17 protein-coding genes and 1 riboswitch are annotated in these 19,090 nt (G+C 64.4%); of the genes, 5 read left to right on the top strand and 12 right to left on the bottom strand.

The genetic code is table 11. From position 1 onward, the window contains the following. Position 1 precedes the first annotated feature (1 nt). Complete coding sequence (locus ACZ2GY_RS13815) at positions 2-793, top strand: energy-coupling factor transporter transmembrane component T family protein (RefSeq protein ID WP_277357463.1); 792 nt, start codon at positions 2-4, stop codon at positions 791-793. Positions 794-925: 132 nt separating this feature from the next. Continuing rightward, positions 926-1,438 carry a sigma-70 family RNA polymerase sigma factor gene (locus tag ACZ2GY_RS13810; RefSeq protein ID WP_056543299.1) on the top strand — a complete coding sequence of 171 codons (513 nt, stop codon included), beginning with the start codon at positions 926-928 and terminating at the stop codon, positions 1,436-1,438. A 14-nt stretch (positions 1,439-1,452) separates the two neighbouring features. Here the strand turns inward: ACZ2GY_RS13810 and ACZ2GY_RS13805 are convergent, their stop codons facing one another. The 12 genes from ACZ2GY_RS13805 to ACZ2GY_RS13750 form a co-directional block, all read right to left on the bottom strand. Beyond that, a complete protein-coding gene (locus tag ACZ2GY_RS13805) occupies positions 1,453-2,022 on the bottom strand; it encodes a COG4315 family predicted lipoprotein (protein ID WP_082565800.1) in 570 nt (189 codons plus the stop codon). 145 nt (positions 2,023-2,167) lie between these two features. Continuing rightward, positions 2,168-3,769: a multicopper oxidase family protein gene (locus ACZ2GY_RS13800; protein WP_471672144.1), complete on the bottom strand. Its 1,602-nt coding sequence runs from the start codon at positions 3,767-3,769 to the stop codon at positions 2,168-2,170. A 170-nt stretch (positions 3,770-3,939) separates the two neighbouring features. Further along, complete coding sequence (locus ACZ2GY_RS13795; RefSeq protein WP_471673598.1) at positions 3,940-5,145, bottom strand: O-succinylhomoserine sulfhydrylase; 1,206 nt, start codon at positions 5,143-5,145, stop codon at positions 3,940-3,942. An 88-nt stretch (positions 5,146-5,233) separates the two neighbouring features. Then, positions 5,234-5,767 carry a rhodanese-like domain-containing protein gene (locus tag ACZ2GY_RS13790; protein WP_277357374.1) on the bottom strand — a complete coding sequence of 178 codons (534 nt, stop codon included), beginning with the start codon at positions 5,765-5,767 and terminating at the stop codon, positions 5,234-5,236. Between the two features lie 6 nt (positions 5,768-5,773). Continuing rightward, positions 5,774-5,899, bottom strand: a riboswitch (SAM riboswitch). A 274-nt stretch (positions 5,900-6,173) separates the two neighbouring features. Next, a complete protein-coding gene (locus ACZ2GY_RS13785; protein ID WP_471672143.1) occupies positions 6,174-7,028 on the bottom strand; it encodes an aminodeoxychorismate lyase in 855 nt (284 codons plus the stop codon). 25 nt (positions 7,029-7,053) lie between these two features. After that, a complete protein-coding gene (locus ACZ2GY_RS13780; protein ID WP_471672142.1) occupies positions 7,054-7,338 on the bottom strand; it encodes a hypothetical protein in 285 nt (94 codons plus the stop codon). A gap of 97 nt (positions 7,339-7,435) precedes the next feature. Then, positions 7,436-9,499, bottom strand: coding sequence for an aminodeoxychorismate synthase component I (gene pabB / locus ACZ2GY_RS13775; RefSeq protein ID WP_471672141.1), 2,064 nt, complete (start codon positions 9,497-9,499; stop codon positions 7,436-7,438). 3 nt (positions 9,500-9,502) lie between these two features. Continuing rightward, a complete protein-coding gene (locus ACZ2GY_RS13770; RefSeq protein WP_056543312.1) occupies positions 9,503-10,120 on the bottom strand; it encodes a LysE family transporter in 618 nt (205 codons plus the stop codon). A 155-nt stretch (positions 10,121-10,275) separates the two neighbouring features. Beyond that, on the bottom strand, positions 10,276-10,737 hold the full coding sequence (locus tag ACZ2GY_RS13765) for a low molecular weight protein-tyrosine-phosphatase (RefSeq protein ID WP_471672140.1): 462 nt from the start codon (positions 10,735-10,737) through the stop codon (positions 10,276-10,278). A 105-nt stretch (positions 10,738-10,842) separates the two neighbouring features. Next, a complete protein-coding gene (locus tag ACZ2GY_RS13760; RefSeq protein ID WP_471672139.1) occupies positions 10,843-12,456 on the bottom strand; it encodes a phytoene desaturase family protein in 1,614 nt (537 codons plus the stop codon). A 45-nt stretch (positions 12,457-12,501) separates the two neighbouring features. Then, complete coding sequence (locus ACZ2GY_RS13755; RefSeq protein WP_277357368.1) at positions 12,502-13,299, bottom strand: methyltransferase domain-containing protein; 798 nt, start codon at positions 13,297-13,299, stop codon at positions 12,502-12,504. 10 nt (positions 13,300-13,309) lie between these two features. Continuing rightward, entirely contained in the window at positions 13,310-13,780 is a 471-nt protein-coding gene (locus tag ACZ2GY_RS13750) for a MarR family transcriptional regulator (RefSeq protein WP_082565801.1), read from the bottom strand. Between the two features lie 91 nt (positions 13,781-13,871). Between ACZ2GY_RS13750 and ACZ2GY_RS13745 the strand changes: the two genes are divergently transcribed. From ACZ2GY_RS13745 to dnaK, 3 genes are all read left to right on the top strand, one after another. Then, complete coding sequence (locus tag ACZ2GY_RS13745; RefSeq protein WP_471672138.1) at positions 13,872-16,049, top strand: MMPL family transporter; 2,178 nt, start codon at positions 13,872-13,874, stop codon at positions 16,047-16,049. Between the two features lie 129 nt (positions 16,050-16,178). Next, a complete protein-coding gene (locus tag ACZ2GY_RS13740; protein WP_471672137.1) occupies positions 16,179-17,027 on the top strand; it encodes an alpha/beta fold hydrolase in 849 nt (282 codons plus the stop codon). A 188-nt stretch (positions 17,028-17,215) separates the two neighbouring features. Further along, complete coding sequence (gene dnaK / locus ACZ2GY_RS13735; protein ID WP_471672136.1) at positions 17,216-19,090, top strand: molecular chaperone DnaK; 1,875 nt, start codon at positions 17,216-17,218, stop codon at positions 19,088-19,090.

Below are 19,090 nucleotides of genomic sequence, written 5' to 3'. Positions count from 1 at the left end.
CATGAACGTGGTGAATCCCACCATCACCGGAACGGTGCTTCCGCGGGCCAATCCGCTCTCGAAGCTCTTCGCGGCTGTGGTGATCACCGTCGTCGTGATGCTGAGCGTGGACTGGGTGAGTGCCGGCGTCGTCCTTGGCAGTGAACTGCTGCTGCTCCCGCTGCTGGGCATCAGCGTGCGGAAGCTCTTCCTGAGGACGTGGCCGTTTGTTATCGCGGCGGTGGTCGCCGCTTACGGCACCGCGCTACTGGCTGAAAAGACCGGACGCGTTCTTCTCGAGTTCGGGCCCGTTCTATTCACGCAAGATTCAGTCAACGCCGGGCTCGCGATTGGCCTACGTGGGCTCGCAATCGCGCTGCCCGGGCTGTTTCTCCTGACCACCACCGACCCGACGGACCTTGCCGATGCCCTGGCGCAGCGGCTGAAGGCGCCGCACCGGTTTGTGCTGGGAGCACTCGCCGGAATGCGGCTGGTCGGCTTGCTGTTCGACGAATGGCGCACATTGGGCCTCGCCAGGCACGCCCGCGGCGTAGGGCATGAGGGGAACCCGGCAGCGCGGTTCGGGCATTTTCTGGGGCAGGCGTTCGGGCTTATGGTCCAGGCCATCCGCAGGGCCACCCGGCTGGCTGTGGCCATGGAGGCTCGTGGTTTCGGAGCCGGACCGCGCACCTGGGCCAGGGAAAGCACCTTCAGCCGAGTGGACGTCGTCGTTGTCCTGGTGGGCGTGCTGATCGCAGCGAGCGCCGTGACCGCGGCGGTCCTCGCCGGCACCTGGAACTTCATTTTCGGCTAGCAGGCCCCTGTTCCGGATGCGCTCCGGGGGTGCATCATGGAGGCAGCGTTTCGAAAAGCGCAGGCTTTTCCCAACGTTCCATCGTCTCAATGGGTAGGTACTGCGGTGTGATGTCGAACGTGGGGAACGAACATGGCCGATGGACAGGCTGACTGGCTGAGCGTGATCAGGGACAACCACCTGCGCCCGCTGAGGCGCTTCGTCCGTCGTCTGACAGCGGACGCCTTTCTGGCTGACGAGGTGGTCCAGCTCACCCTGTTACGGGCGTGGGAGCATCCGGTGATGCGCGGTCACAGCGAGCTTGAAATCCGTGCCTGGCTCTTTGTCGTTGCCCGGAACATCCTGGTGGACTCGTTCCGCAGCGGTTTCCGCCGCCACGAGTTCGATGTGGACGAGGTTCCGGATACTCCTTCCGATGACGAGGTCGAGCAGTTGCTGACCTCGTGGCTGCTGACGGATGCACTGAATGAGCTGTCGCCTGAACACCGCGACGTGGTACTTCACTTTTACTTCCGCGGCGAGACAGCGGCGGAGATTTCACGGTCCCTGTCCATACCGGAAGGGACCGTGAAATCCCGTCTGCACTACGCTTTGCGCTCCCTCAAGAGTGCCCTGCTTGCCCGGGATGTGGCCTCGAGCGGTTAGCCGCGGCCGTTACCTTACTGGATCATCTCGCCGTCAGGGGCTACGACGTACCACACCTCGTTGACGCCCTGGCCGTTGGTGTCACCCGGAGCCTCATCTTCGGCGAAGTAGTAGATCGGCATGCCGTTGATCGTGACCTGCAGTTCACCCTCGGGTGTTTCAATGGTGCCCACTTCGCCCGTAACGCCTTCCACTTCGGGTGTCTCGCTGTCGCTGAGCACCGGCGGCCAAGCTTCAAGGCAGCCGCCCTCACAGGCGCTCACCCCGGAATTCGCCTCGTCATTGGTGAAGTAATAGACCACCATGCCTTCGGAGTCGACGACGATCTCACCCAGGTCGGTCTCGGCGACACCAAGCGGCGTTCCGACGGTTCCGCCGGCCGCTGCTTCACCGGATGGTTCCTCGGAAGCCCCCTCCGTTGTCTCCGCCTCGGTGGGCTCAGCGCTTGTCGGTTCTTCTGCCGGCGTGGTTTCTGCGGCTGGGGGGCTGGTCTCGGTCTCGGTTGAGGTGGAGCCGCCACAGCCGGTCAACGCCAACAGGCAAACGGCGATGACGGCGAACAAGACACGCATTGCTTTACTCATGTTGATTCCTCCCGTAAACACCCCCTGGACACCCGGGGGATGGGAGTGGCCACTCGACCCCTCTGCTGGGAAGACGCACGAACTATCCCGGATGGTTCAATTTGCGGGAGAACTCACAGGTGAATCCCAGCTTCAGGTCGCCGCGCTACCCGACAGGGCTGTCGAAGACCGGGCGTGCGGCGGTGATGGGGTCGTTGGGATCCGGTTCACCCTGCAACAGGCCGACCCTGAACTGCAGCATCATGTCGTGGTCCTCATGGGGGAGGTTATGGCAGTGAACCATGTAGCGGCCTTTCTGGTGTTCGAACCGCATGATCGCCTGAACGGTCTCGTTCTCACCCACGTACATGACGTCCTTCGGGCCCTCCTCATAGCTGAAGGGGCGCTGTCCGTTCCGGCTGAGGATGTGGAAATCAACCAGGTGGATGTGCACGGGATGGAACCAGCCGCCCGACTTGTTTTCGATTTCCCAGATCTCGACGTCGTTGGCACCAGGATTGGCGATGACCTTCTGGAAGTTGCTCGCGATCACATCCGCCCAGCTCATACCGTTGATCTTCCACTCCCCGTTCTGGCGCTCCACCCGTAGCCGGCGGGTGGCCTTGGCCATCGCCCGGGTCAGCTGCATCGGACTGCTGTTAGCGAGGACTGTGGGAAGTGTCAGCGCAGTCGGATCATTGCGGTCGAAGGCGTCGTCCGTGACGTCAAAGGCCATGACCCGGCGGGTATTGCCGAACTCGATGTTGTTGGGGTTGGAAACGTTCTGCAACTCAATCCGCTGACCCGCCCTGTACTTTGAGAAATCGATCAGGACCTCATAGCGTTCCGAGTTGGCATGCCGGTACTGGGCCACCGGGATCGCGCGAGGCATGAGTCCGCCGTCGGTCGCCACGACTGTCAGTGGCTCCCCGGTGCTGAGCTTGAACCGGAATGATCTTGAGATGCCGCAGACCAGCACCCGGAAGCGGTAGATCCGGCGCTTGACCTTCATGAGCGGCCAGGGGACCGAGTTGACCAGGTTGATGTCACCCCAGAGGCCACTGTGGTTGTGGTCGTCATAGTTTGCGTTTCCGTCGGCGCGCAGCTGGATGTCGCTCACCATGAGCGGCACGTCGAATTCGCCCTGCGGTAGTAAGGCGCGCTCAGCCGGATCGTGGATCTGATACATGGCGACAAGGCCCGAGTATGCGTTCTGCGCCGTGTAATGGACGCCGTGGTCGTGGTACCAGAGCGTGCGTGCGGGTTGGAAGTTGGGGTAGTGGTAGTCCTTCCGGAACCCGGGCAGCGTGGTGTCGGAGGCGTAGCCGTCGTATTGCGGCTGGGACGCTGAACCGTGCAGGTGGGTCGACGTTGCCATCGGAGTCCCGAAGTCGGGATGGGCTTTCGGCAACTGGTTCCGCATCGTCACAACGGCATGCGTGCCCTGATCGATGGAAATGGTGGGACCGGGGAAGATCCCGTTGTAGCCGAGGATGCGTGTCTTCAGTCCCGGAACAAGGGAGGCCGTCGCAGCCTTCTGGGTCACGTTGTAGAAGTTCTGCGGTTTCCCGTCCAACGGGTTGATTCCCGTCTTGTACGGCGCCAGGAACGGCGGACGGGTGAACGCGAGCTGATAGGGCTTGAGCTTTGAGCCGTCCAGGACCGGCGCGGACTTCGCGCTGATGGAGGCCAGGGGAGCGGTGAGGGTCGCGGCGGCCAGAGCACCGAAGCCGCCCATCGCCAGGAAATTGCGCCTGCTGACAGACATGGGAACATCCCTTCCAAAGGTGTTTCTTTTGGTGGGACGCGCATCGGGGTGCGTTGAAAACGCCCGCCCAGACTACGTACTCGATGTGTGCCTCAGCAGCAAGATTGCTCCTGCCTTCTTGGGGAAACCTTGGACGATCGTTTGGGTTACGGAGTGAGGCTACCCAGACATCAGGAAGTGAGTGCCTTGCCCAGATCAGTCTGCAGGTCGCTTACGTCTTCAAGGCCCACCGAGAGCCGGATGACGCCGTCGGTCAAGCCGATTGCGGCACGCCCTCCTGGACCCATGGCGCGGTGTGTGGTGGTAGCAGGGTGGGTGATCAGCGTCTTTGAATCGCCCAGGTTATTGGAGATATCGATGACTTTCAGGGCATCGAGCAGCGCAAAGGCGCGCTCCTTCGCCTTTCCCTCGGGTGCATCCAGTTCAAAGGTCACCACCGTGCCGCCGGCTGTCATCTGGGCGGCAGCGAGATCAAACTGCGGGTGCGATTCGAGCAACGGGTAACGGACCCAGTTCACAGCCGGTTGGGCTTCAAGCCAGCGGGCGAGGGTCAGCGCCGAGGACGAGGAGTGGTTCACCCGCAGGGAAAGGGTTTCCAGTCCCTTGAGGAGGGTCCAGGCATTGAATGACGACAGCGCGGGCCCGGTGTGCCGCATGAGTGTCTTCACCGGACCCTCGATGAACTCCCTGCGGCCGAGGATCGCGCCGCCCAGCACCCGGCCCTGCCCGTCGATGTGTTTGGTGCCGGAATAGACGACGACGTCGGCACCCAGTTCCGTACACCGCTGCAGCAGCGGTGTGGCGAAGACATTGTCGACGACGACCTGCGCTCCGGCCGCATGGCCAAGTTCAACGACCGCCCGGATATCGACGATCTCCTGCATCGGATTGGACGGCGACTCGAAGAAGACCGCTGTGGTGGGAACGCTCAGTGCTTCCTGCCACTGGCCGAGGTCCCAGCCGTCCACGAAGACAGCCTCCACTCCCCAGCGCGGCAGAATCTCGTTGAGGATGACGAAGCACGAGCCGAAGAGGCTGCGTGAGGCAACAACGCGGTCGCCCGAGGCCAGGAGGGCACCGAGCGCGGTGAAGACGGCAGACATGCCGCTGGCTGTGGCGAAGCACGCCTCCGCACCCTCGAGCAGGCGAAGCCGCTCCTGGAACATGGCGACAGTCGGGTTGCCGTACCGGGAGTATACAAAGCGGTCGACGTCCCCGGTGAAGGCTGCCTCCGCCGCCGCAGCAGAGGAATACACAAAGCCCGAGTTCAGGAAGAGCGCCTCGGACGTCTCCTCGAAGTTGGACCGTGCCAGCCCCCCGCGTACCGCGAGGGTATCGGGTGACCAGGCAGCGCCGTCGTCATCCGGGCGTTGGATTCGGGGGTAGCCGCCGTTCCCCGCGATGGGCTCACGGCTGGCCGCCGGAGAGAACGACGACGGCGCGGGCTCACTTACTGGCGTGTGCTCATTCACGGGCGTCGCCACGGTCCGTTGCCGAACGGGCAGCGCCGGTCCGTTCTGTGATCGCGGTCTGTCCTGTGGTCGTTGCGTGATCTGTCGTATCCGTGCTCTCTGGGGCTTCTTCTGCATGAACTGTGGTGGCGAGGCCGCTGGAGCGCCAGCCGCCGTCGGCCTCAAATCCGTGCAGCACGTTGTAGGCAGTGTGACCGGCGGCGGTGGCATTCTGTGCTGCTGCCACAGAACGGACGCCGGAACGGCACAGGAAAAGCAGTTCGCGGCCCTTGAGCCCGTTCAGCTGGTTGAGGAAGGAGACGTTACGGCTGCCGTCGGAGCGCGTCCACTCGAGGAAGAGGGGGACGGTCCCGGCGTCGGTGAGGTCGGGAACGCCGACGCTCCGCCATTCCTCGACAGTGCGGACATCCACCAGCACGGCGCCCTTGCTGACGCGTTCCACCGCATCACGTGCGGTGATGTTGCCGGCATAGCCGTTGCCGGGCCGGGAATTCGCCGGGGGATGGGGGTTGGAATGCAGTGCCATTGTGTCTCCTCACGCTGTGCACGCTGGTGATCATGGGATGTGATCGTTGTGCCGAGTAGTCACCTGAGGCACCCCGCCGTGAAAGAGGGTTGCCGTCCAGCAAGTCAGGGCTTGGCGCTGGCACTCGTTACTCCGGAATGAACGTAGCACCGGCGGCGCCATGCCTGCCATGCCGGGCCGTAACGTGCGGTAACGCCGGCGATACTCGGCCAAAGGCGCCGGGGCGTGGCAGGTCCGAGCCAAAAGCGCCGATGCGTGGCAGGCCTGAGCCAAAAGCGCCGATGCGTGGCAGGTTCGTGGGGATGTCCCCACGATCCTGCGAATTCCCGGCACTTTTGCGGGTGGGCCGAGAGACGGACGGGTGGGCCAGGGAACGTGCGGTCGGGCTGGGGGACGGGCGCTCGGGCTAGGAGACGGACGCTATGAGACCGCTCAACTCCGCCGTCAACTCGGGCGAAAGCGTCACCGGCTTTCCGTCGATGGACTCGACCTCGGCGAGCAGACGGACGCTCGAGATCAGCCAAACGCCGTCAGACGCGAACAGGTCTTCCGGCACGAGCGGTCCGTAACCCAAATCCCAACCTGCCTCACGCGCCGCCGCAAACAGTGCGCCCTGCGAGGTGCCCGGGAGGATCCCGCTCTCAAGCTGGGGCGTGATGAGGTGCTTGACGCCGTCGATGACCCGCGCAATCAGGACTGTCGAGGTCGGGCCTTCGAGGACCTTGCCGTCAGACGAGGTGAAGATGACATCGTCGGCGCCGTGCGAGCGCGCATAGCGGACCGCCGCCATGTTCACCGCGTAGGAAAGGGTCTTCGCGCCCATCAGCAGCCACGGAGCACGCTGGGCAACCGTGCTGTCATAGCCGCGGTCAAGCAGGAGGACCGACAGCCGCTGGCCGCGCAACCCGACCGGTACGGCGGACACCTGGACCCACGCGGTGGCTCCCGCCTCTGGTTCGCCCCGGGTGGCGACGAGTTTGACCACGAGTTCGCCATCGTCGTCGGCTGCCGCCAGCGCGGTGGTGATGGCGCGTTCCCACACGTCCGACGACGGAATCTTCAGTTCCAGCGCATCGGCGGACGTCGCCAGCCGGGCGAGGTGGGCCTGCAGCTTCCGGGGAGCGCCGTTGACCGCGAGCATTGTTTCGAAGATGCCGTCACCCCGCGTGATCCCGGTGTCGGTAACCATCAGCTGCGGCTGTGCTGCGTCAGCTATGCGGCCGTCGGGACGGGCGGGGTCGAGGAACACCAGAACAGTCATGCGATCAGCATAGTGACCGGGCAGGTCAGGAGCTCGTGTCGTTGTCCTCGTTCAGCCCGCGCTGGGCAAAGTCTGCTTCATCGGAAGCTTCCGCAGGGAGGGGATCGGCAGCGTCCGGAACCTGGTCCGGTGCGTAGTCGATGAGACCGGCGTCGACCCGTTCCTGCTCCGTTGCGGACGCCAGGGCATCGTCATCGAGGCGTTCAGGCTGCCCCGCATGGCCCTGATGGATGCGCTTGGGAAGGAACTCGTTATCGGGCTCCGGAACGTCGTTCAGGTTGGGCGTGTTTTCATCGTTGGAGCTAGTCATGACCGTTCTCCTTCGTTGCACTTTCCTCGGGCGTCCCATGCTTCCACAGACGCCAAGTGGACGAAAGGCCCGCTCAGCGAACCGCTCGATCGCAGCGTCAGCTGGGGAAGCTCGAACCAAGCGCAGACAGCACCCCGAACGCCTTCGTCCGGACCTCGTCCCACTCCTCGGCGGGGTCGGAATCCGCAGTGATCGCGCCGCCCACTCCGAGTGTGAGGCGGGTGCCGCCGTCGTCGTCCTCCAGCACGAGAGTGCGGATGACGACGGCGAGATCCGCCGCCCCATCGAGGGAAAAGTAGCCGGCGGCGCCGGCGTAGACGCCGCGGGGTGCTTCCTCGAGTCGGTCCAGGATAGCCATGGTGCTGATCTTCGGCGCACCCGTCATTGAGCCGGCAGGAAATGCGGCCGCAACGGCTTCGGCACGGGAGGAACCGGGCCGGAGCCGGGCGTCGATGGTGCTCACCATCTGGTGAACGGTTGCATAGGTCTCGATGTCGCACAACCGGGTCACCGTCACGGTGCCGGGGACTGCAAGGTGGGAGAGGTCATTGCGGAGCAGGTCCACAATCATGATGTTCTCTGCCCGGTCCTTCGTGCTGGTGCGCAGATCCTCCTGGAGGGCGGCGTCTTGGGCTGGGTCCGGGGAGCGGCGCCGGGTTCCTTTGATTGGTTCGGCCCGCATTCCGCCGGTGGAGTCCAGCCGCAGGAATCGTTCGGGCGAGGTGCTCGCGACGGCGAAGCCCGGGAAGGTGAAGTAGTGCGCAAACGGGGCAGGATTGGCGCCTCGCAGGGCGAGGTAGATGCCGAATGGGTCGACGGGCGTTTCCTCGCGTGAGGTCAGGGCCGTCGTCAGGCACACCTCATACGAGTTGCCGTCCGTGATTTCCGCTTTGGCCGCACGGATTTTCTTCAGGTAGGGCTCGCGTGTGTCCCGCGCAGTGAAGCGGGGTGCACTCAGTGGGCGCGGTGCACCCACCGGACTTGTCACCGCCGGAGCAGCGCCCCCGGAAAGCACGACGGCGCGGGCACGTTCCAGCCACGCATCGGCGTCGGCGTCGCGGGAGCCGTCGCTCAAGGTCAGCAGGTAGGTGCGCTGTTCCCGGTGGTCAAGGACGACGGCACGCCCCGCGAAGAGCAGCGAAGCATCCGGAACCGAACTGGAACCGTGCGCAGGAGCGGAACCACCGGTTTCACGCTTCAGCTCGTAGCCAAGGTAGCCCAGCCAGCCAAGTGCGAACGGCCCCGGATAGTCCTCCGGCGACCGGACCGCGCGGCGACCCCACACGCCGTCGAGCCAGCGGAAAAATGGACCGGCAATCCGGGCATTAACCGGGCCGCTGCTGACCATGGTGACGCCGGAGGTGTGCTGCGCAACCTGCCCGAACCGGCCGCCGTCGTCAGCCAGGATGGAGAAGCGGCTGCGGCCCTGCGGGTCCTGGGCCGCGGAGCTGTCCAGCCAGGCAGCGGCCTCAGCTCCGCCATACAGGGTGGAGAAAACGCCTGCGGCGTCCGGACACCCTGCGACGCTCTCAACCTGCAGCGTAAGACCCCGCCGTGCGGCACGCTCCATGGACATGAGCGATTCACACTGCGGCAGTCCGGCCAAGGCACGACGAAGCTGGTCCGGAACGGCGTTGCCGCGATGGCCCTGGACCAGCAGGTCAGCGTGGGGCGCGGGCCGGTCGGTTGCGAGCCACCGCTCTTCCTGTTCGGACCAACGCTGCCAGAACGGCGCATACGTATTGCCGTCCCGGACGAGTGCACTGGTCCGGCGGAGATTGTCGTCAGCGTGTATCCACACCACCACGTCGAGCAGTTCCCGGGCAGCTGCGCAGGCCGCACCCACGCCCTCGACCACCACAATGTCAGCGGGTTGGGTGAGATGGGTGGCGCCGTCGTTGTTCGTTGTCCAGTCCCACGCCGTCCACCGGGCGGGCAGTCCGGAAGCCAGCGGGGTGAGCACCGTGCGGACGTACCGCTCCATGCCGTCGGCCAGGCCGTCCCAACCGGGGTAGATGTCCTCGAGGTGGAACAGGCTGACGGTGTGGTGTTCGCGCAGCAGTGCAACAAGTTCCACGGCGAGGGTGGTTTTACCCGCTCCGGACCGGCCGTCCACGGCAATGATGAGCGGAGCGACGGCGTTCGCGGACTTGTGACCCATACGTCAGGCGAATGCCAGCAGCGCACCCACGGCCACGAACAGGGTGCCGAACGTGCGGTTGAGGACGCGTTGCCCGCGCGGGCCGCTGGTGAACCGGCTGAAGGAACGTGCAGCGGCGGCGAAGAACAGCCACATCACCAGAACATCAATAACGACGACGGTTCCCGCCAGCACCCCGTACTGGCCGAAAAGCTCCTGCTCGGGCCGGATGAATTGGGGGACGAACGCGAGGAAAAACACGATCGCTTTGGGATTGAGCAGGTTCACCCAGAGGCCGCGGCGAAACATTGACGCAGCGCCCTCGGCGTGGAGCGTGGCCGCCTGCTCGGCTGGCACCAGGGGCTCAAGGAACTTCCGGATGCCCAGGTAAACCAGGTAAGCGGCACCGGCGTAGCGGATGATGCTGAATGCCAGCGGGGACCCGGCGACCAGGAGGCCAACCCCTGCCGCGACGACGCCGATGTGTACCAGCAGTGCCAGCTGCTGGCCGAGGATGCCCCACATGGAGCGGCGAAAGCCGACGGTGAGCGAGTTGCTCATAGTGTTGACGGCTCCGGCACCCGGGGTGAAACTGATGAGCGCCTGGGCGCCGACCAGCGCCAGCCAAATCGAAAGGGTCACTGGTTAATCTTAGGGGCCGCACGGAACCTTCAACGCCGCTTTCATTGCCGCGGAGGCATACAGGGTCTCGTCCATGCTGCTGATGATCTTGCGAGGCCTTGGTCGAGAGCGTATAGGGCTCTGCCGGGGGAGTAGGACTCCAGCCTCGTCAGCACTCAGCGGGCGGCGTGGCCCCGCGCCAGTTCCTCCAGTACGTACTGAACGATCCCGGGAACGGCGTCGTTAACCATTCGCCACGTGGCTTCGAAGTCTGCCTGATCTCCGTACCACGGGTCGTAAATTCCGAGCTCGGAAACCGGTGTCCCGGCAGCGGCCGGATCGAATTCGCGAAGCATGCGCACCCGGCTCCGGCTCTCGGCGTCGGGCGCTTCCAGGCGGAGGTCCTCGTAGTGGTCAACATCGAGCGCGAGAATGAGGTTGCGCTCGCTGTACCACTCCGGGTCGAACTTCCTCGCACGGTGCGTATCGCTGACAAGCCCGAGTTCGGTGAGCTTCGCGGCCGCCCGCTCATCGATCGGGTTACCTGCTTCCCAGCCGGTGGTGCCGGCGGAATCCACCAGGACGTCATCGGCCAGACCAGCCTCCTCAAAGGCGCGGTTCAGCATAATTTCGGCCATGGGGGAACGACAGATATTGCCGGTGCAGACAGTGACGATCCTGTACATGAATCAATCCTAGGTACTGAAGCGGGACGGTCGCAGGGGACGTGCCGAAATCCTCGGCTAATCCTCTTCCAGCAGCGCCATCGCGGCGCTGTAACCACCGAGTCCGCTCACGCCGCCGCCGCGCCGTGACCCCGCTCCGCACAGCAGGACGCGCGTGTGATCCGTTGCGACACCCCACCGGCGAGCGGGCGTGTCCAGGGGTTCGTCGTCGTCCGCAAAGGGCCACGACAGCGGTCCGTGAAAGATGTTCCCGCCCGTCAGGCCCAACGTTTCCTCGAGATCGAGGGTGGTCTTGGTTTCAATGCAGGGCTCACCCGAGGGTCCGGCGAGGATGCAGTCCTCGATCGGCTCGGCCAGCACGCTGTTCAGCGACGCCAGCACAGCCTGCTGCAGCGCAGCGCGGCGAGCATCGTGGTCCCCTGAAGCGAGCAGCCGGTGAGGGGTCTGCAGGGAAAAGACGGTGAGTGTGTGCGCCCCCGCCTCCCGCAACTCCGGCGACAGGATCGAAGGATCCGCCAGCGAGTGACAGTAGATCTCGATCGGCAACGGGTCGGGTACCCGGCCGGCGGCCGCCTCGTCATAGGCCTTCTCCAGCTGCGGGTACGTCTCGTTGATATGGAACGTCCCGCCGAATGCCTGCTCGGGTTTCACATTCGGGTCGCGGAGCTGCGGAAGCCTGGACAGCAGCATGTTCACCTTCACCTGGGCGCCTTCAGCAACAGGGTGCGACGCCGGTGGGAAGCGTGAGGCATCCGGCCCGCCCATCAGCCGGCCCAGAGCGGCCGGCGTGACATTCGCGAGGACAATTTCGCCGCTCACCCGCTGAGGACCACCGCCTTCGCTGTAATACACAACCGGTGTTCCGCCGACTGTAGCTGCCACAGCGGTCACTTCCGCTTCCGTGCGGATCACCACGCCTGCTTCGCGCGCCGCCCGCTCCAGCTCTCCCGAGACCGCGCCCATTCCACCGACGGGCACATCCCAGTTCCCGGTGCCACCGCCGATCACGTGGTACAGGAGGCACTTGTTCTGCTGCAGATCCTCGTCGTGTGCCTGGGCGAAAGTGCTGATGAGCCCATCGGTCAGTAAGACCCCGCGCACCAGATCGCTGTCCACGCAGCGTTCGATCACCTCACCGACCGGCCGCTCGATGAAGTCTTCCCACACCGAGTCGTCGCCGACCAACGCGCGCGCCTCAGCCCGGCGCAGCAGCGGCTGCGTCACCGTCGGCCACAACTTTTCGCCGAGTATCGAAGTGCTCCGGTGGAAGGACGCGAATCCGCCGGTGTCGTTTTCAGCACCGATGCGTTCGAAGCTGGCGCGGGTCGCCTCGTCATCGGAGATATCGATGAGTAGCCCCACGTCAAAGCCGGGCAGCGGCGTATAGGAGGAGTACCGCCGTCGTACCAGTTGCAGGTCAAGATCGAGGTCCTCGATGATCTGCTGCGGCAGGAGGCTCACCAGGTAGGAGTAGCGGGACAGCCGGGCACCGGTGCCTGGAAACGCTTCGGCCGAGACCGCTGCGCCGCCCACCCGGTCCAGCCGTTCAAGGACCACCACGGACCGGCCGGCACGGGCCAGGTACGCTGCCGCAACCAGGCCGTTGTGGCCGCCACCGACCACCACGATGTCGAAATGCTCAGGATCGGTTGGCAGGGTCCGGCTCATCATCGCCTCACCCTACAACTTCACACGCGAACCGAATCGACAACTGTTTCACACACGGATGATGAGCTCCCCGCACGGAATGAGGAACCAGCCGTCGGGCGATTCACCCCAGCGCCGCCAACCGGCAGCCATCCGTTCCAGCGCGGCGCTGTCCGCCAGACCGCGCTCAAGCGTCTGCTCCGCGAAGCCCGAGCTCAGCACGCGCTCCGCCCAGGTCTCCGCGTGCCAGCGGCGGCGCTCCTGCGTGGCATACAACCAGTTCGACGACGATACCTCCACCTCCGTCAGGCCCGCCTCGTGAGCCCAGGCAAGGAGGTGGCGGCCGGCGTCGGGCTCTGCCCTGTTGCTGCGGGCGAGCTGTTGGTAGGTTTCCATCCACTCGTCCAGCTCCGGAGCCGGCGGGTACCAGGCCATGGCGTGGAAGTCCGCATCACGGACGGCGATGATGCCGCCAGGGCGGGTGACGCGCTGCATCTCGCGTAGCGCCGCAACCGGGTCCGTGAGGTGCTGCAGCACCTGATGGGCGTGCACCACATCAACGGATTCGTCCTCAAGATCGAGGTCATACACATTGCCCGTGCGAAATGAGAGGTTCTCAATGCCGGCATAGGTGCGCGCCGCCAGAGCCACGACGTCCTCGGCCCGATCCATGCCGATCACCACTGCGGGGTCCAGCAGTGCAGCAAAATCGGCGGTAATGCTCCCCGGGCCGCAGCCGATATCGAGCAGGCGCATCCCGGAGGAAAGGTGCTCCAGCAAGTATCCGGCGGAATCCTGCGCCCGGCGCATTGCATGGGCGCTCGTCACGCTGGCGTGGTGGCCATGGGAGTAGACCTCATCATTCATGACCGACAGGTTACTCCGGCGCGTCCTCCGACGCCTGACGGCGCGCGTTCACGGTGGCGTCCGTGACCTTGCGCATCATGGTGCTGAACAACTCGAGTTCTTCGGGGGCGAACCCGGAGAGGGCCTGTTCCACTTCACGCGCCAGGGGGATGAATAGCCGGGACCCGGTTTCGAGTGCCTTCTCCGTCATCTCGAGGTGTACCTGCCGCCGATCCACAGAACTCCGGGAGCGGCGGACGTGCCCCGCTTCATCGAGCCGGTCTATCAGCGCCGTGGTTGCCGGTGAACTCAGGTTCAGGGCGTGGCGGAGCATCCCGGGTGTCACGGTGGCGCCGGCGCGCGCAGCACCCATCATGATCCCCAGTGCGTTCAGATCCGTGCGGTGCAGGGAATCGCGGACGCTGACCGTATCCACGTAGCGGTCAGTCTCAACGGTGAACTGCTGAAGCAAAGCCAGTAGTTCACGTGATGCGGCGGCCATCTTCCTCCTGTTCATCTCCAAGATTAGAATACTGCGAATTATCTCGATGGTGGATATAGTAGGAAGCAGAGATACTCCAGGAAGGTTGCGCATGTTCAACAAGAAGTGGGTCCGGGTGTTCTTCCCGGCATTCATCGTGGTGCTGTGGTTCATCGGTGCCGGCTTCGGCGGTCCCACTTTCGGCAAGCTGGAGGAGGTTTCCAGTAACGATCAGGCGTCCTTCCTCCCGGCCAGCGCCGAATCGACGGAGGCCGGCGAGCTGCAGGCAGCGTTCACGGAATCCACCGCGGTGCCCGCGGTGATCGTGGTTGAGTCGGAGACCGAGATCCTTCCCCAGGAACTCCCGCTCTATGAGGAGTTGGCTGGTCAGCTGACTGAGGTGCCCGGCCTTGAGCCTGCCGCCGAGGGGCAGCCGGCTGTCATCGGTCCCATCCCCTCGGAGGATGGCCTTGCCATCCAATACATCGCCTCAGTGTCCGACGGCGCCGAGCTGGGTGAGGTGGTCATCGAACTCCGCGAGGTGCTTGAGGCGGAGCTTCCCGCGGGTACCGAGGGCTATGTCACCGGGCCGGCGGGCTTTACCGCTGACCTCGTCAGTGCATTCGGCGGAATTGACGGGATCCTCCTGGCTGTTGCCCTGGCAGCGGTGTTCGTGATCCTCCTGGCCGTGTACCGTGCGCTCATCCTGCCGTTCCTGGTGCTGTTCACCTCCGTCTTCGCGTTGGCAACCTCGATTCTGCTCGTCTACGCCTTCGCCCTGTGGGGCTGGATCGAGCTGAGCGGGCAGAGCCAGGGGATCCTGTCGATCCTGGTGATCGGCGCGGCAACGGACTACGCGCTGCTGCTGGTTGCCCGCTACCGTGAAGCACTCACCGAGTTCAGCTCTAAGTGGGATGCCATGAAAGTTGCTTACCGGGCCTCGGTCGAGCCGATCATCGCCTCCGGGGCCACGGTGATCCTCGCCCTGCTGTGCCTTCTCTTTTCCGATCTCAACTCGAACCGCAGCCTTGGTCCCATTGCCGCGATCGGCATTGTCTTCTCCCTGCTGGCCGCGCTGACCCTCCTGCCCGCCTTCCTCCTGCTTTTCGGGCGAAGCGCTTTCTGGCCGCTACGGCCGAAGGCCGGCACTCATCCGGCCGGTGTCCACGGCCGCAACGTCACCGGTCTGGAAGGACTGCGCGGCGTCTGGAAGCGGGTCGGTGGACTCATCTCACGGTCTTCCCGGCCTGTCTGGATCGTTTCCCTGATGGTCCTCGTGGCAGGATCCCTCGGGCTGCTTCAACTTCAGGCTTCGGGTGTCCCGCAGTCCTCGCTGATCCTGACTCCGTCGAATGCGGTGGATGGTCAGGATGCACTGGCCCGCCACTTCAACGCCGGCGCCGGCAGCCCGGTGACCATCATCGCTCCCGAAGGGCAGGAAGACGGCGTGCTCGATGTCCTCGAAGCGCAGGAGGGCGTCGCTGAGGCGACCGTTGCCGCTGACCAGGCGGGCGACGTCGTCGTACGCGATGGAAATGTGCTGGTCAGGGCCACGCTTGACTACCAGGCTGACTCCGCAGAGGCCGAGGAGCTCGTCAAGCAGTTGCGCACCGATCTGGACACGGTGAGCGCGGACGTGCTGGTCGGTGGCGTGACCGCCGTCGCGCTGGATACCAACGAGACCGCCCAGGCAGACCTGACGAAGATCATCCCCATCGTCCTGGTGGTGATCCTGGTGGTCCTCATGCTGCTGCTGCGGTCCGTCCTGGCGCCGGTGCTGCTCATCGGTTCAGTGGTGTTGTCCTACGCCACTGCGCTCGGTGTCTCGGCGCTGGTGTTCAACAACCTGCTCGGGTTCGATGGCGCGGACGCGTCGGTTCCGCTGTTCGGCTTCGTGTTCCTGGTCGCGCTCGGCGTCGATTACAACATCTTCCTGATGACCCGGGTACGGGAAGAGTCACTGCGCATCGGAACACGGCCTGGAATTCTCCGCGGGCTGGGTGTGACGGGCGGGGTCATCACCTCCGCGGGCGTAGTGCTGGCTGCAACCTTTGCGGCCCTGGGCGTCATCCCGATCCTGTTCCTCGCGCAGATCGCCTTCATAGTGGCATTCGGGGTGCTGCTCGACACGGTGATTGTGCGTTCACTGCTGGTTCCGGCGCTCGCGTACGACATCGGACCGAAAATCTGGTGGCCTTCCAAGCTGGCACAGCACGACGGCGGCACCCACCCAGACCGGCAGTCTGAAACTGAGCAGGAAGGGCGGAAAGAGCCGGCTCACCGGGCGTAGCTGCGGCGGTTGGCGGGCGCAACCTGCACAAATTCTCATTGGTATTGCGGTTGCTACCGGCGAGTAGCTAGCGTCTGTGCGATGCCCGCTCCCGCCCGGGGAGCGTCGATGATACGAAGAGGTTTCACCATGCCGCACCGCCTGTCGACAATCTTTGCCACCGCCGCCCTGCTAGGCGGAAGCCTCGCCGGGGCAGCTCCCGCCGCTGCCGACGCCGAGGACATTTCGCCGCCCGGTGCCAACAACTGGTCCTGCACGCCGAGCGAGGAGCACCCTCATCCCGTCATCCTGGTGCCGGGAACTTTCGAGAGCATGGTGAAGAACTGGTCCACGCTCTCCCCGGTGCTGGCCGGACAGGGGTACTGCGTATTCGCCCTTAACTACGGGACTACGAACGGTATTGACGCCACGGGCCCCGTGGCCGATTCCGCAGCGGAACTTGGCTCGTTCGTCGACGCCGTTCTCGCCGCCACCGGAGCCCGGAAAGTTGACCTGGTGGGACACAGCCAGGGCGGCATGATGCCGCGCTATTACATCGGCTTCCTGGGCGGGGCGAAGAAGGTCAACCACCTGGTGGGAATTGCGCCCTCGAACCATGGCACCGAGGGAGTCCTGGTGCCGGCAGGCGAGGACGCGCCCCTCACTACGTCGGATACCAGCTTTCTCTGCCAGGCCTGCGCAGATCAGGAGGCAGGTTCGCCGTTCCTCACCGAACTCAATTCGATTGGCGACACGGTCAGTGGGCCGTCCTATACGGTCATCAGCACCAGATATGACGAGGTCGTGACGCCCTACACGAGCCAATTCCTGGCGGGCCCTGCACGGCAGGTCACGAACATCACCATTCAGGACAAGTGCGCCCTTGACCTGATCGAGCACGACCAGGCACCGAACGATCCGGTAGTGCACAGGCTCGTGACCCATGCCCTCGCCCAGGACGGCCCGGCGGACGCCAAGTTCCAGCCACGCTGCCTCTGACCGTTTGCAGCTGGCTGCAGATGCCCGAGACTGCAGTGCAGGATGCTAGTTGAGTGTTCCTGACTCAACTTCAAATTGACATCCGTGGCGAGCGGAGTACAGTTGAGTGCAGAACGCTCAATCTGGGCGGAATCCCGAATTTCTGGTTGATGGCCACAAGGCCGCCGACTCGCTGAAAGGAAATACGCATGTCACGTGCAGTAGGTATTGACCTCGGAACCACCAACTCCGTCGTTTCCGTGCTCGAAGGTGGCGAGCCCACCGTCATCGCCAACGCAGAAGGCGCCCGCACCACTCCGTCCATCGTCGCTTTCTCCAAGAGTGGAGAGGTCCTGGTCGGCGAGATCGCCAAGCGCCAGGCAGTCAACAACATCGACCGCACCATCGCCTCCGTCAAGCGCCACATGGGAACGGACTGGACCAAGCAGGTTGATGACAAGACTTACACTCCGCAGGAAATCTCCGCGCGCATTCTGCAGAAGCTGAAGACTGACGCCGAGAGCTACCTGGGCGAGAAGGTGACCGACGCCGTCGTCACCGTTCCGGCCTACTTCAATGACGCTGAGCGTCAGGCCACCAAGGAGGCCGGCGAGATCGCGGGCCTGAACGTCCTGCGCATCGTGAACGAGCCCACGGCTGCCGCGCTCGCCTACGGCCTGGACAAGGGCAAGGAAGATGAGCTCATCCTGGTCTTCGACCTCGGTGGCGGAACGTTCGACGTGTCCCTCCTCGAAGTCGGCAAGGACGAGGATGAGTTCTCGACCATCCAGGTGCGCGCAACTTCCGGTGACAACCGCCTCGGCGGCGATGACTGGGATCAGCGCGTCGTCGACTTCCTGCTTGCGCAGGCAAAGGCAAAGGGTGCAGACCTGTCCAAGGACAAGATCGCGCTGCAGCGCCTCAAGGAAGCCGCTGAGCAGGCCAAGAAGGAACTGTCATCCGCCAGCTCGACCAACATCTCCCTCCAGTACCTGTCCGTCACCCCTGACGGCCCGGTTCACCTGGACGAACACCTGAGCCGTGCCAAGTTCCAGGACCTCACCAAGGACCTGCTCGATCGCACCAAGAAGCCGTTCAACGACGTCATCAAGGAAGCCGGCATCAAGGTAGCCGACATCGATCACATCGTGCTTGTCGGTGGCTCCACCCGTATGCCTGCCGTTTCTGAACTGGTCAAGGAGCTTGCCGGAGGCAAGGAGCCCAACAAGGGCGTCAACCCGGACGAGGTCGTCGCAGTCGGCGCAGCACTGCAGGCAGGTGTGCTGAAGGGCGAGCGCAAGGACGTACTCCTTATTGACGTCACCCCGTTGTCCCTCGGCATCGAGACCAAGGGCGGCGTGATGACCCACCTGATTGAGCGCAACACGGCCATCCCCACCAAGCGAAGCGAGACCTTCACCACCGCGGATGACAACCAGCCGTCCGTGGCCATCCAGGTCTTCCAGGGCGAGCGCGAGTTCACCCGCGACAACAAGCCGCTGGGTACCTTCGAGCTCACCGGCATTGCCCCTGCGCCGCGCGGCGTACCGCAGGTCGAGGTGACCTTCGACATCGATGCCAACGGCATTGTGCACGTATCCGCCAAGGACAAGGGCACCGGCACTGAGCAGTCGATGACCATCACCGGTGGTTCCTCGCTCTCCAAGGAAGACATCGACCGCATGGTCCGTGACGCCGAGGAGCACGCTGCCGAAGACAAGCAGCGCCGTGCGGCAGCTGATACCCGTAACGGTGCCGAGCAGCTGGCCTACTCGACCGACAAGCTCATTGCCGATAACTCGGACAAGCTGCCGGAAGAGGTCAAGACGGAGGTTCAGGCTGACGTCGACGCCCTCAAGAAGGCCCTGGAAACCCAGGACAATGATGATGAGGTGGAGGCCGCCTTCGAGAAGCTCCAGGCATCGCAGAGCAAGCTGGGCGAAGCCATCTACGCCCAGGCACAGCAGGAAGGCGCCACCGGTCCCGGTGCTGCCCCAAGCGGTGAGCCGGGCGAAGACGGCACCAAGGCTGACGATGAGGACATCGTAGACGCCGAGGTTGTTGACGAAGACGAGAAGAAGTAG

This window comes from Arthrobacter sp. KKT183 (assembly GCF_055657625.1).
The sequence above is the reverse complement of the archived record's forward strand: the minus strand, read 5'-3'. Positions and strand labels throughout refer to the sequence as shown.

Coding starts and splice junctions, on each gene's coding strand:
- ACZ2GY_RS13815 (WP_277357463.1), top strand. CDS start 2: ATGAACGTGGTGAATCCCACCATCACCGGAACGGTGCTTCCGCGGGCC.
- ACZ2GY_RS13745 (WP_471672138.1), top strand. CDS start 13,872: ATGTTCAACAAGAAGTGGGTCCGGGTGTTCTTCCCGGCATTCATCGTG.
- ACZ2GY_RS13755 (WP_277357368.1), bottom strand. CDS start 13,299: ATGAATGATGAGGTCTACTCCCATGGCCACCACGCCAGCGTGACGAGC.
- ACZ2GY_RS13740 (WP_471672137.1), top strand. CDS start 16,179: ATGCCGCACCGCCTGTCGACAATCTTTGCCACCGCCGCCCTGCTAGGC.
- ACZ2GY_RS13810 (WP_056543299.1), top strand. CDS start 926: ATGGCCGATGGACAGGCTGACTGGCTGAGCGTGATCAGGGACAACCAC.
- ACZ2GY_RS13765 (WP_471672140.1), bottom strand. CDS start 10,737: ATGGCCGAAATTATGCTGAACCGCGCCTTTGAGGAGGCTGGTCTGGCC.
- pabB (WP_471672141.1), bottom strand. CDS start 9,499: ATGGGTCACAAGTCCGCGAACGCCGTCGCTCCGCTCATCATTGCCGTG.
- ACZ2GY_RS13785 (WP_471672143.1), bottom strand. CDS start 7,028: ATGACTGTTCTGGTGTTCCTCGACCCCGCCCGTCCCGACGGCCGCATA.
- ACZ2GY_RS13805 (WP_082565800.1), bottom strand. CDS start 2,022: ATGAGTAAAGCAATGCGTGTCTTGTTCGCCGTCATCGCCGTTTGCCTG.
- ACZ2GY_RS13780 (WP_471672142.1), bottom strand. CDS start 7,338: ATGACTAGCTCCAACGATGAAAACACGCCCAACCTGAACGACGTTCCG.
- ACZ2GY_RS13800 (WP_471672144.1), bottom strand. CDS start 3,769: ATGTCTGTCAGCAGGCGCAATTTCCTGGCGATGGGCGGCTTCGGTGCT.
- ACZ2GY_RS13790 (WP_277357374.1), bottom strand. CDS start 5,767: ATGGCACTGCATTCCAACCCCCATCCCCCGGCGAATTCCCGGCCCGGC.
- ACZ2GY_RS13760 (WP_471672139.1), bottom strand. CDS start 12,456: ATGATGAGCCGGACCCTGCCAACCGATCCTGAGCATTTCGACATCGTG.
- ACZ2GY_RS13750 (WP_082565801.1), bottom strand. CDS start 13,780: ATGGCCGCCGCATCACGTGAACTACTGGCTTTGCTTCAGCAGTTCACC.
- dnaK (WP_471672136.1), top strand. CDS start 17,216: ATGTCACGTGCAGTAGGTATTGACCTCGGAACCACCAACTCCGTCGTT.